This window comes from Streptomyces sp. NPDC002309, assembly GCF_053593375.1.
Map to the genome: position 1 here is coordinate 59,841 of NZ_JBSFCI010000032.1, position 11,861 is coordinate 71,701.

10 protein-coding genes are annotated in these 11,861 nt (G+C 71.5%); 6 read left to right on the forward strand and 4 right to left on the reverse strand.

Annotated elements, in window-relative coordinates:
* Positions 1-194: 194 nt before the first annotated feature.
* Both ACWCPM_RS25155 and ACWCPM_RS25160 read left to right on the forward strand, forming a co-directional pair.
* Positions 195-995 carry a VOC family protein gene (locus ACWCPM_RS25155; RefSeq protein ID WP_450978514.1) on the forward strand — a complete coding sequence of 267 codons (801 nt, stop codon included), beginning with the start codon at positions 195-197 and terminating at the stop codon, positions 993-995.
* A 49-nt stretch (positions 996-1,044) separates the two neighbouring features.
* Positions 1,045-1,746 (forward strand): ribonuclease H family protein, encoded by a 702-nt coding sequence (locus ACWCPM_RS25160; protein WP_450978515.1) that lies wholly within the window; start codon positions 1,045-1,047, stop codon positions 1,744-1,746.
* Between the two features lie 78 nt (positions 1,747-1,824).
* On the opposite strand, the gene ACWCPM_RS25165 is transcribed toward ACWCPM_RS25160, so the two are convergent.
* Together ACWCPM_RS25165 and ACWCPM_RS25170 are read right to left on the reverse strand one after the other, a co-directional pair.
* Positions 1,825-2,133 carry a hypothetical protein gene (locus ACWCPM_RS25165; protein ID WP_450978516.1) on the reverse strand — a complete coding sequence of 103 codons (309 nt, stop codon included), beginning with the start codon at positions 2,131-2,133 and terminating at the stop codon, positions 1,825-1,827.
* Positions 2,134-2,709: 576 nt separating this feature from the next.
* Positions 2,710-3,408 carry a CAP domain-containing protein gene (locus tag ACWCPM_RS25170; RefSeq protein WP_450978517.1) on the reverse strand — a complete coding sequence of 233 codons (699 nt, stop codon included), beginning with the start codon at positions 3,406-3,408 and terminating at the stop codon, positions 2,710-2,712.
* A 545-nt stretch (positions 3,409-3,953) separates the two neighbouring features.
* On the opposite strand from ACWCPM_RS25170, the gene ACWCPM_RS25175 reads away from it, so the two are divergent.
* Together ACWCPM_RS25175 and ACWCPM_RS25180 are read left to right on the forward strand one after the other, a co-directional pair.
* Entirely contained in the window at positions 3,954-5,519 is a 1,566-nt protein-coding gene (locus tag ACWCPM_RS25175; protein WP_450978518.1) for a M1 family metallopeptidase, read from the forward strand.
* A gap of 228 nt (positions 5,520-5,747) precedes the next feature.
* Entirely contained in the window at positions 5,748-7,739 is a 1,992-nt protein-coding gene (locus tag ACWCPM_RS25180) for an N-acetylmuramoyl-L-alanine amidase (protein ID WP_450978519.1), read from the forward strand.
* A 55-nt stretch (positions 7,740-7,794) separates the two neighbouring features.
* Here the strand turns inward: ACWCPM_RS25180 and melC2 are convergent, their stop codons facing one another.
* Positions 7,795-8,622 carry a tyrosinase MelC2 gene (gene melC2, locus ACWCPM_RS25185; RefSeq protein WP_450978520.1) on the reverse strand — a complete coding sequence of 276 codons (828 nt, stop codon included), beginning with the start codon at positions 8,620-8,622 and terminating at the stop codon, positions 7,795-7,797.
* Positions 8,623-8,654: 32 nt separating this feature from the next.
* Complete coding sequence (melC1, locus tag ACWCPM_RS25190; protein ID WP_450978521.1) at positions 8,655-9,065, reverse strand: apotyrosinase chaperone MelC1; 411 nt, start codon at positions 9,063-9,065, stop codon at positions 8,655-8,657.
* 370 nt (positions 9,066-9,435) lie between these two features.
* Here melC1 and ACWCPM_RS25195 point away from each other — a divergent pair, with 370 nt between their 5' ends.
* Positions 9,436-10,638, forward strand: coding sequence for an FAD-dependent monooxygenase (locus ACWCPM_RS25195; protein WP_450978522.1), 1,203 nt, complete (start codon positions 9,436-9,438; stop codon positions 10,636-10,638).
* A 204-nt stretch (positions 10,639-10,842) separates the two neighbouring features.
* Positions 10,843-11,826, forward strand: a complete 984-nt coding sequence (locus ACWCPM_RS25200) for an aldo/keto reductase (RefSeq protein ID WP_450978523.1) — start codon at positions 10,843-10,845, stop codon at positions 11,824-11,826.
* The last annotated feature ends 35 nt before the right edge of the window (positions 11,827-11,861 follow it).

The window sequence follows — 11,861 nt, forward strand, 5'->3', positions numbered from 1 at the left end:
GCATCGTGCCGTCCGCCACCGTCAGGACGCGCCCCGTCTCCCCGCGGACCCGCCCGCGGCGACGGTCTCCGGCCGCCCGTCCAGCGGGCCCTCTTCCAGTCTGGGCCGGAAGCGAGTGTTCGGCGCGCAGGTGAAGTTTTCGGTGACTAGCGTGAGAAACCAGACAATTCCATCACTTCGGAAGGGGCACGGTCATGGCTGGGAAACCCGAGGGAACCCCTGTCTGGGCTGACGCGATGTTCGCTGACGTCGAGGGAGCCAAGACCTTCTACGGCGACGTCCTCGGCTGGACCTTCGGTGAGGCGTCGTCGGAATTCGGCAGCTACACGCAGGCGTACTCCCAGGGCAAGGCGGTCGCGGCCGTGGTGCCCCCGATGCCCGGCCAGGAGGGCCAGTCGCAGTGGTGTCTGTACCTCGCGTCGCCGGACGCCGCGGCGACGGCCGGCCGGATCAGGGAGAACGGCGGCCAGGTGCTGATGGAGCCGATGCAGGTCGGCGACTTCGGCAGCATGTGCTTGGCCAGTGACCCGAGCGGAGTCGTCTTCGGGGTGTGGCAGCCGGGTACGCACGAGGGGTTCGAGGCCCCCATGGACCAGCCGGGCGCGTACTGCTGGGCGGAGGTCTTCACCCGTGAGCCCGAGAAGTCGGACACCTTCTTCTCCGCCGTCTTCCCCTACACGGCCCAGCAGATGGAGGACGACGGCATCGACTTCCGGATCTTCAACCTGGAGTCCGGCCCCGTCCTGGGCCGGATGAAGATGACCGACGAGTTCCCGCCCGAGGTGCCGCACTACATCAACGTCTACTTCGCCGTCGCCGACTGCGACGACGCCGTCGCCCGGGCCACCGCGCTCGGCGGCGTACTGCGGTTCGGGCCGATGGACAGCCCGTTCGGCCGGTTCGCGGCGCTCAGCGATCCGCAGGGCGCGAACTTCTCCGTGATCGACACCACGACGACCGTCGGGGAGATGCCCGACCTGAGCGCCCCCATCTGAGCGCCCCCTGTGAGCGACTCCGCGACCAGGGGCCCGGTCCGCTCGTGGCATGATCGGACGCATGCGTGAACGAGTGGTGGCCGCGTGCGACGGTGCTTCCAAGGGAAACCCCGGACCGGCGGGCTGGGCCTGGGTGGTCGCCGACGAGAGCGAGACCCCCGCACGCTGGGAGGCCGGGCCGCTGGGCAGGGCCACCAACAACGTCGCCGAACTGACCGCGCTGGAGCGGCTGCTGGCGGCGACCGACCCGGACGTACCGCTGGAGATCCGGATGGACTCCCAGTACGCCATGAAGGCCGTCACCACCTGGCTGCCCGGCTGGAAGCGCAACGGCTGGAAGACCTCCGCGGGAAAGCCGGTGGCCAACCAGGACCTCGTCGTGCGCATCGACGAACTCCTCGACGGACGTGCCGTCGAGTTCCGCTACGTTCCGGCCCATCAGGTCGACGGCGACCGGCTGAACGACTTCGCCGACCGCGCCGCCAGCCAGGCCGCGACGGCGCAGGAGCCCGCGGGCAGCGGGCTCGGCTCACCGGAGCCGCCCGCCTCGCCGGACACCCCGCCGACCGCCGTGCGCCGCAGGCCGGCGACGGGCGCGACCACGCGGAAGGGCGGGGGTTCCGCCCGCACGATCAAGGCGAAGTTTCCCGGCCGTTGTCTCTGTGGCCGGCCCTACGCGGCGGGCGAGCAGATCGCCAAGAACGCCCAGGGCTGGGGCCACCCGCAGTGCCGGACAGCTGACTCGGCATGACCCCCGGGAACGCTGCGGTGCGCGACTCCACGAGGGAGCCGCGCACCGCCTAGGGAGCACTACGACCGGCTACGCCTGTCAGCGACCGCCACCGCCGCCACCGCCGCCGTGACCGCCACCGCCGCCGCCGTGGCCACCGCCACCGCCGCCGTGACCGCCACCGCCGCCGCCGTGACCGCCGCCACCGCCGTTGCCGTGACCGCCGCCGCCATAGCCACCGCCGTTGCCGTAGCCATTGCCGTCGCCGTTGCCCCAGCCGCCGCCGTTGCCCCAGTCGTCGTCATCGTCGTCCCACGAGTTGTCGTCGTAGGAGTTGCTGTACGAGTTCTCGGTCGGGACAGCGGCGGAGGCCGTGCCCGCCGCGCCGATCGCTGCGCCGCCCGCCATCAACACGGTGGTGGCAGACGCCGCGATGAGACGCCTCGCGCGAAGTGATCGCATGGTTGTACCTATCCTTCCATCGACTCGCGCAGTACCCAGCACGAGATGGATGGCCGCGCCCAGCAATGAAGCGAGCGGCACGGTCATGGGCGTTGCCGCAAGAATGATGAAGAAGCACCTCTCGGCCGCCGGCGCCGATGTCAGCTTCCGCACTGTGTCAGGCGGGCGGCGCTACGGTCACGGTCCTCGTTGTGCAGGAACCTTGCCGACCGGGATGTGCCCCGGTTTGCGGCTTTCATCACAGACGTTAGTCCCGCATGCGCACTGCGGCATCTTGAAACGGCCTATTTTTTGAAATCGTTCAAATTGCGTGCATAGCCGTGCAAGTGCCCGTATCGAGCTGCATTTATGGGGGATTCGCGGCCTGATGGCGGGTCGGACAAGGTTGTCATCCCGTCACGCCGGCCGGATCGGGTGCGGTGGGTGTCCGGAGGGTGACGATGTGTCATCGATGTACCGCCGCCGCCCCCGGGAACCAGTCCAGGGGCGGCGGCGGGCGATCGTTCTCGGCGGCCGAACGCGTCAGCGAGCGGTGCCGAAGTCCTGCGTCCAGTAGTTGCCGGGCTGGGCGAGCCCGACGCCGATCTCCTTGAAGGCGCAGTTCAGAATGTTCTTCTTGTGGCCGGGGCTGGACATCCAGCCGTCCATGACCTTCTCGGGGGAGCTGTAGCCGTAGGCGACGTTCTCGCCGTACGTCCTCCAGTCGTAGCCGGCCTTCGTGATCCGCCGGCCCGGGTCCGAGCCGTCGGAGCCCGTGTGCGACATGTTCCCGTGGCTCGCCATGTCGGCGCTGTGGTCCTGGGCCGCGTCGGTGAGCTTCGCGTTGAGCTTCACCGGGGAGCAACCGGCTTTGCTGCGCTCGCCGTTGACCAGGGTCACGATGCGCTTCGCGGCGCTGGACGCGGAGGCCGGCGTGCCGGAGCCGCTCGGCGGCGTGGCCGAGGGTGCGCCCCCGGGCGCCGTCGTGCCCGGCGCGGTGCTGCCGCCCTGGGGCGCGGTGCCGCCCTGGGGTGTGGTCGCTCCCTGCTGCTGGGAGGCGTTCTCCCAGTTCCGCCACTTCTCCCAGTTCTGCCAGTGACCTTGGTGCCTGGGGTCCTCACTCGCCTCGGCGCGTCCGTCGTTCAGGCAGGCCATGGCGGCCGTCGGTACTGCCAGTGCGGTGAGGGCGACGGCTGCGACGGCTATATGCCGATGGCGCGTCTTCCTGCGGTGCTTCCTCATGGGACCTCGCTCGGTCGTCGCTGGTCGCCTCCGGGACGGGCACGGCGTGGGTGCTGTGCCTGACCTGCGGGGACGCCTGGTGGGGCCGTCATTGTTAAAAGGGGCGTGAGAAGGGGGCAACGAGCATCACTACTACCCGGCCTCGTAGGCGCCGAAGGCGCTTGAACGCGGCGCACGGATGTGCACCCCGGCTCGCCGCATGCCAGGTGCCGTCTGACGCCCCATCAAGGGGCCGCGTGCGCCGTGCGGGTGGCGCGAAAGGGGCTGGACGGCCCTGTGCGTCCGCGCCGCGCGCGCCGTTTGTCTGTTTACGGATGGCAAGTCCGTCTATATCGCCCGCGGCTCTTGTACTACCGGGACGCGTTGGTGCCCGACGGTCGCGTGAGGGATGTCACTGTGTGCCGCTGCAACCATTTCCGTGGCGGCGTGTAGCCCGCACGGATGGAAGGCGTGCGCATATCAACAGATTTAAGGACATCCTGCTGGCATAGTGCGCCCATGAAGAACACGACTGCCGGCTGCCGGGACGCCCGACGGTTGCACCCGTGAAGGGGCCGCTCTCGCGCCCCCAGGAGGAACCGCCCGGGAAGCGGCGCTCGCCCGCGGTGCTCGCGCTCGCCCTGACCGGCGCCGCCGGCATCACGGCCGTCGCCGCCCTCGCCGGAGTGTTCCCCTTCGGTGATCAACGGCCGCCCGCGCGGCGCGACGCCCCCGCCGCCGGCCCGTCCGTCCCGTCGGGCCCCGCCCCGGCCCCCGGCGCACCGGGCGTCGGCGATCCGCTCCTGCCCCTCGACGGAAACGGCGGGTACACGGTCCGCCGCTACACGCTGGCCTTCGACTGGCGTGCCCCGCGCACGCCCTTCCCCGCCCGGACCACCGTCAGCGCCACCGCCACCCAGGCGCTGTCCCGCTTCGACCTCGACTTCGCCGGCAACACGCTGCACGCGGTCACCGTCGACGGCACGCCGGCCAGGACGGAACGCGACGGGGACGAACTGGTCGTCACTCCCGCCAAGCCGATCCCCGAGGGCGCCGCCTTCACCGTGCGGGTCTCCTACACCGCCGACCCGACCCGGCAACGAGAGCGCGGCGACGCGATCCGGACGTACGGCTGGGTGCCCACCCCGGACGGCACGGTGGTCTGCGCCCAGCCCAACGGCGCCAAGATGATCTTCCCGGTGAACGACCACCCCAGCCTGCGGGCGCCGGTCACCTTCCACATCACCACCCCGCCGGGCCTGAGCGCGGTGGCCAACGGCCGGCTCGTCGAGCGCGACCGGCGCCCAGACGGCCGGGTCCGGTGGACGTACGACTCCGAGCACCCGGTCGCGGCGCAGCTGATCCAGCTCGCGATCGGGAAGTTCTCGTTCGTCGACAGCACCGGCCCCCGGGGGTTGCCCGTGCGGGACGTGGTCCCCGAGGGCCTGGTCGCGGACACCGAGGACCATCGCGCGCTCACCTCCGACCATCTGGCCTGGCTGGAGGAGCGGCTCGGCCCGTACCCGTTCCGGCGCTACGGCGTGCTGGTGGGGGACACCGATCTGCCGGTGGCGCTGGAGACGCAGTCGCTGTCCGTGGTGCCGAAGGGCGAACTGCTGGGCGACCGGGTCGACGCCGAACGTGATCTCGTGCACGAACTGGCCCACCAGTGGACCGGCAACAGCGTCGCCATCCGGCGCTGGTCCGATCTCTGGCTGAGCGAGGGACACGCCCGCTTCTACGAGCGGCTCTACTCCGACGCGCACGGCGGCGTCGGCATGGAGGAGGCGATGCGGGCGGCGTACGCCCAGCACGACCAGTGGCGCCACGACGACGGCGCCCCGGCCGAACCCACCGAGCCGACCCTGTTCAAGGTGATGCGTTACGACGGCTCGGCGCTGGTCCTCTACGCGCTGCGGGAGAGGGTCGGCGAAGAGACGTTCGACAGGATCGAGCGGTCCTGGGTGACGAAGTACCGCGGCCGCGTCGCCGGCACCCGGGACTTCGTCGCCCTCGCCTCCGAGGTGGCCGGCGAGGACCTGGCGCCGTTCCTGACGTCCTGGCTGTACGGGGAGCGGACCCCGCCCATGCCGGGTCGTCCGGACTGGGAGGTGGACCCGGTCGAGGGCTGAGAAGGGGTGCGCGGGGCACCGGGCCGTACCGATCGGCGAGCGGGCCGAGGGCTTGCGCCACCCGGACGGGGCGGACTGCCGCTGACCGGGTGGCCTGAGGCGGGCGGCTGGTCCAGCTCGGTGACGCTTGGCGCGACGTGGCGCTTCGGGCACGGAAGCGTACGAGGGGTGACGTGGAGAGCGACTCCGCTGTCGTGGTAGCGCCGAGCATCACCGGAGGCCCTTGCAATGACAGAACCCGCCACCCCTCGTGTCCCCGACGCGGTACGGCGCCGCCGCCGACGGGTCGTCTGCGTGACCGCGTCGGTGGCGCTCCAGGTTCCGCTGCTCGTCACGCTGCTGAGCCTGCCGCATTCCGACCGCGGCCCGGAGGTCGAGAACAGCGCGACCAAGGACCGGCCGCTGCAGGACGTCTTCACGGCCGCCGCGGCCGAGTACGGCGTGCCGCCCAGTGTGCTGATGGGCGTGTCCTACCAGCAGTCGCGATGGGACTCCCACCTCGGCGCGCCCAGCGTCGCCGGCGGCTACGGACCGATGCACCTGGTGGACCGGCCGCACGTCCAGGGCGCGCTGCCGGGAGCGGGCGGCCGCGCGCTCGCCGGTCCGCAGTCCGGGCCGGACAAGCGGAACACCCGGGGCAGCCGCTCCGTGCAGCCCGCAGACCTGCAACGCGCCGCGCGCCTGGTCGGGGTGCCGGTGGAGCAGCTGCGAACCGACCCGGCCGCCAACGTGCGTGGTGGCGCGGCACTGCTGGCGGCGATGCAGCGCGAGCTCGGCAAGCCGCTCAGTGCCGACCCGTCGGACTGGTGGGAGGCGGTGGCCCGCTTCCCGGGCATGGGTGACGCGGTGTCGGCGAACACGTTCGCGAGCGACGTCTTCACCGTGATCCGGCGCGGCGCGGACCGCACCACCGACGCGGGGCAGCGGATCACCCTCCCCGCCAGCCCCGGGGTGAAGGCCAGGCCGCACGATCCGAAGCGGCCGCGGGACATCGAGTGCCCGACCGAGCTGTCCTGCACATGGGTCCGGGCGCCGCACGTCGAGGTCGGAGACGGCGAGTACGGCAACTACGACGCGGCCGACCGGCCCCACGACCAGAAGGTCGAGTACATCGTCATCCACGACACCGAGGGCCCCCTTCCGGCCATGCTCCAGACGGTCCAGGACCCGAACGAGGTCTCGTGGCACTACTCGGTACGCTCCACCGACGGCCATGTCGTCCAGCACGTGAAGACCAAGGACGCGGCCCGGCACTCCGGCAGCCAGTACATCAACGCCCGCTCGATCGGCATCGAGCACGAGGGAATCCTCGCCCAGCCCGACACCTGGTACACCGAGCAGATGTACCAGGCGTCGGCCCGTCTGGTGCGCTACCTGGCCAAGAAGTACGACGTCCCGCTCGACCGGCAGCACATCTTCGGTCACGACAACGTGCCGTCCCCGGTGGGTGTGACCATTCCCGACATGCACGACGACCCGGGCCCCTACTGGGACTGGGAGCACTACTTCGACCTGCTCGGCGCCCCGCTGCGCGGCAGGGCCGGACGGGACAGCGACATGATGGTCGTGCTGCCCGACTACGGCACGCACAAGCCGCTGTTCACGGGGTGCAGGACGAGCGGTGTGCCGTGCGCGCCCCACGGCTCCAGCGCGGTCCGGCTCCACACCGAGCCGCGCGACGACGCCCCGCTCGTCCAGGACCCGGGCCGGCGCCCGGAAGGCGACCCCTCGACGGAGGACGTCAACGACCTGGGGTCGCGGGTCTCCACGGGCCAGGTCTTCGCGGTCGCCGGGCGCAAGGACGACTGGACGGCCATCTGGTACCAGGGCAACCGGGCATGGTTCAAGAACCCCAGGATCCGCCCCACGGCCGTCGGGACGACCGGCCGCATGGTGACGCCGAAGGCGGGGCTGAGCGAGATCCCGGTGTACGGGCGCGCCTACCCGGAACCGGACGCCTATCCGGACGACGTGCCGGTGCCGGACGACTCGCCGCTCCCGTACCGCCTCCTCGCCGGCCAGCGCTATGTGACGCAGGACCGCGTCGCCGGTACCTATGTCGAGAAGTCGGGCTCCGACAGCGCCTTCCGGGTGGTGAAGGGCGACGACGAGTACTACGAGATCCAGTTCGGTCACCGGCTCGCCTACGTCCGCGCGAGCGACGTGGACGTCGTGAACGGGTCCGCCGCGGCGGGAGCGCCCTCGGGGTCGCTCAAGTGATCCCGGCTCGCCCCCGCGCTCCCCGTCCACCAGGGCGCCGGGCGTCCGCCGGCGCTCAGGCGTCCGTGTCGAAGGTGTAGTGCGCGGTGTGGTCCAGCAGCTCCGCCGGGGTCACGTCGTTCCACGGCTTCATCGGCTCGTTCAGGTCGACCACGTCCGGCGTCCCGGCGGCCGGGAGGTAGCCGGAGGCAGGGTGTCGGCGCCGCCACTCGGCCCACAGCTTGTCGACGAAGGCGTGGTGCAGCCAGAACACCGGGTCGTTGGGGGAGACCCCGGTGCCCATCTGGCCGCCGACCCAGACGTGGACCCGGTTGTGCAGGTTCACCCCGCGCCAGCCCTCCAGGTGGTTGCGGAAGCCGTCCGAGGCGCTGTTCCACGGCGCCATGTCGTACGTCGCCATGGCGAGGACCGAGTCCACCTCGGCCCGGGTCGGCAGCTCCCGCACTGCGGTGCCCAGTGACCGGCGCAGGAACGTCCGCCCGTCGACCCGCACGTTGATCGGCCAGTCGCCGCTCGCCTCGGAGAACGGCCCGTCCGACACCCGCCCGTCCCGGGCCCGCCCCGTGCCGCCGAGGAAGTCCGGACCCCACAGCGAGGAGCGCACGGAACGGTCGGCGGTCCAGTCCCAGTAGGGCAGCGCCACCGACGCGTCCACCGACTGCAACGCCCTTTCGCATTCGAGGAGGTATCTGCGGTGCCAGGGCAGGAACGACGGTGAACGGTGCCCCGTGCGCGTGCCGTTGTCGGTGTCACCGAGGATGAAGGCGTTGTGCGTCGTGACGAACTCGTCGTAGCGGCCGCTGCGCTTGAGCTCCACCAGCGCGGCGACGAAACGCCGCTTGTCGTCGGCGGACAGGCTCGCTTGGTTCTTGCGGACGGTCATGTGCGAGGACTCCAGTGTCGGTGCGGGGAGGATCAGTTGGCGGGGAACGGGACGAGCCGGGCGCCCCGCAGCTCCTCGACCGCCGCGCGCGCGGCGGCACGTGGGGACGGCACCGGGTCGTAGTGGCTGACCACACTGATCCAGGTGCCGTCGGCGTTGCGCATCACATGCAGTTCGGCGCCGTCGACGAACACGGCGTAGCCGGCGCCGTGATGTTCGTGACCGGCCTTGGCGACCGGATGGCCCTGTATCCGGCGGCCCTTGTGGACCTCGTCGAAGGGCGCGGGCGTGCGGTGGCCGTGCTGGTGCCCGGGCACCGGGGGCGTCGCGGGCCAGGCGCCGGCGTCGGCCCCTGCGGCGGAGGTGACGACCGCGGTGGCGCCGGCGGTCGCGGCGAGGGCGGCCGCGGCGGTGAGCGCACGGCGACGGCTGAGTTCCGGCATGCGGACCTCCAGATCTCGGTGGACTCTGCTTTCGGCAGGTCGTTCGATGGACGACCCCGCATGCCTATCGGGACTCCCGGGAACGGGTGAAATCCCTCGTACGTGGTGGGCTCCGATCCGGACAACTCCCCATATCCCGTACAAGGTTGAATCAAGTCGATCTTGCCGACCCGGCCGCCCGGACGGCCCGGAAGGGGCAATTCCTTCCCGCTGTCGCCAGTACCGCGGCAATCCTTCGCCCGCTCCCGTCCATCGCGTGGCCTGGCTCACCCCGTGGAGATGACGCGATTTCGAGAGACCGGTCGCACCTCATGCGGCCTGCTACCCTGCGTCGCGAAATGATCGCTTTGGGTAATTCCTAGGGGTGTGCGTGAAGGTCGCCTGCGTCGGCGGCGGGCCCGCCGGCCTGTATCTGTCGATCCTGCTCAAGCGGCAGGACCCGTCCCATGACATCACCGTGCACGAACGCGACCCGGAGGGTTCGACCTACGGCTGGGGGGTCACCTACTGGCGCGGTCTGCTCGACACGCTGCACGAGCACGACCCCGAGTCGGCCCGTGCCCTCGACGCGCACTCCGTCCGCTGGAACGAGGGCGTCGCACACGTACGGGACCTGACCACCCGTCACCCCGGCGACCAGGGCTTCGGCATCGGCCGCCACCGTCTGCTGGAGATCCTCGCCGCCCGGGCCCGCGCCCTGGGCGTCCGCGTGGAGTACGAGCACGAGACCCACCCCGGCCGACTGCCCGACGCCGACCTGGTGGTGGCCGCCGACGGCGTCCGCAGCGCCCTGCGCACCCGGCACGCCGGACACTTCGGCACGGAGGTCACGGCGGGCCGGAACTCCTACATCTGGCTCGGCACCACCAAGGTCTTCGACTCCTTCACCTTCGCCTTCGTCGAGACCGCGCACGGCTGGATCTGGTGCTACGGCTACCCCTTCGACGACGGGCACAGCACGTGCGTCGTCGAGTGCGCCCCCGAGACCTTGGCCGGCCTCGGCCTCGACGGCGCGGGGGAGGCGGACGGACCGGCCCTGCTGGAGAAACTCTTCGCCGCCGTCCTCGACGGCCACCCGCTGATCGCCCGCTCCTCCGCGCGCGGCAGCGCCCAGTGGCTGAACTTCCGTACCCTCACCAACCGCACCTGGTACCGCGACAACCTCGTCCTGATCGGTGACGCCGCCCACACCACGCACTACTCCATCGGCGCCGGCACGACCCTCGCCCTGCAGGACGCGATCGCGCTGGCGGCGGCGCTCCGCGAGCACGCCGGTCTCCCGCAGGCCCTCGCCCGCTACGAGCGGGAGCGCAAGGCGGCCCTGCTGCCCGCACAGAGCGCCGCCCGCCACAGCGCCCAGTGGTACGAGAACCTGCCGCGCTACATCCGGCTGCCGCCCGAGCGCATGTTCGCCCTGCTGGGCCAGCGCCACTCGCCCCTGCTGCCGTACGTCCCGCCGCAGTTGTACTACCGGCTCGACCGCGCGGCCGGGCAGTCGGAGGCCCTTCGCCGGCTCAAGCGCTGGCTGGGTCCCAGGCTCGCCCGCACGGCCCACGGTCGCACACCGAAGTAGCCCCGCCCTGGCCCCGCGGCCGCAGTGGGAGGCCGTCGCACACATGGTGCGGGGCGGGCCGGTCCAGGGCTCCGGCCGCCCGCCCCGCAAGCCCCGCATGGGCACCGCCGTCCCGCCTCACCTGTGCCGGTGCGGGAGGCGCGGGCGGCGTGCCGGGGGAGACCGCCCGCGTGCACCGCGGTGGCGGGTGACAGACTGGCGTTCATGGAAGAGCGTGAATTCGCCAGGTCGGGTCAGCATGCGTCGGTCGTCGGTCTCGGCACCTGGCAGCTGGGCGCCGACTGGGGAGACGTCGACGACAAGGAAGCCCTCACGGTGCTGGAGGCGGCGGCCGAGTCGGGGGTGACGTTCTTCGACACCGCCGACGTCTACGGCGACGGACGCAGCGAGCAGACCATCGCCACGTTCCTGAGCAGCCGGCCGGACCTGCACGTGCTGGTCGCGACGAAGATGGGCCGGCGGGTCGAGCAGATCCCCGAGAACTACGTCCTGGACAGCTTCCGCGCCTGGAACGACCGGTCCCGCCGCAACCTCGGCGTCGACCGCGTCGACCTGGTGCAGCTGCACTGCCCGCCCACGCCCGTGTACTCCTCGGGGGAGGTCTTCGACGCCCTCGACACCCTGGTCGAGGAGGAGCGCATCGCCGCCTACGGGGTGAGCGTGGAGACCTGTGCCGAGGCCCTGACCGCGATCGCCCGGCCGAACGTGGCGAGCGTGCAGATCATCCTCAACCCGTTCCGGATGAAGCCGCTGCGCGAGTTGCTGCCCGTCGCCCGGGACGCCGGGGTCGGCATCATCGCCCGGGTGCCGCTCGCCTCGGGCCTGCTGTCCGGCAAGTACACCAAGGACACCGTCTTCCCGGACAACGACCACCGCACGTACAACCGGCACGGCGAGTCCTTCGACCAGGGCGAGACCTTCTCCGGCGTCGACTACGCCACCGGGGTCGAGGCCGCCGCCGAGTTCGCCGCCCTCGCCCCCGAGGGATACACCCCGGCTCAGCTCGCCCTGCGCTGGATCGTCCAGCAGCCCGGTGTCACCACGGTGATCCCCGGCGCCCGCTCCGCCGAGCAGGCTCGCGCCAACGCGGCCACCGCCCACCTTCCGGCCCTGTCCGACGCCACACTGGCGGCGGTCCAGGACCTCTACACCGCGCGGATCAAGGACCAGGTCGAGAGCCGCTGGTAGCGGAGCCGGTCACGGGGAACCCGGTGGAGAGGAGT

Bases quoted from the DNA above. Each gene is read 5' to 3' on its own strand.
- ACWCPM_RS25160 (WP_450978515.1), top strand. From the start codon at position 1,045: ATGATCGGACGCATGCGTGAACGAGTGGTGGCCGCGTGCGACGGTGCT.
- ACWCPM_RS25155 (WP_450978514.1), top strand. From the start codon at position 195: ATGGCTGGGAAACCCGAGGGAACCCCTGTCTGGGCTGACGCGATGTTC.
- ACWCPM_RS25200 (WP_450978523.1), top strand. From the start codon at position 10,843: ATGGAAGAGCGTGAATTCGCCAGGTCGGGTCAGCATGCGTCGGTCGTC.
- ACWCPM_RS25170 (WP_450978517.1), bottom strand. From the start codon at position 3,408: ATGAGGAAGCACCGCAGGAAGACGCGCCATCGGCATATAGCCGTCGCA.
- melC2 (WP_450978520.1), bottom strand. From the start codon at position 8,622: ATGACCGTCCGCAAGAACCAAGCGAGCCTGTCCGCCGACGACAAGCGG.
- melC1 (WP_450978521.1), bottom strand. From the start codon at position 9,065: ATGCCGGAACTCAGCCGTCGCCGTGCGCTCACCGCCGCGGCCGCCCTC.
- ACWCPM_RS25180 (WP_450978519.1), top strand. From the start codon at position 5,748: ATGACAGAACCCGCCACCCCTCGTGTCCCCGACGCGGTACGGCGCCGC.
- ACWCPM_RS25165 (WP_450978516.1), bottom strand. From the start codon at position 2,133: ATGGCGGGCGGCGCAGCGATCGGCGCGGCGGGCACGGCCTCCGCCGCT.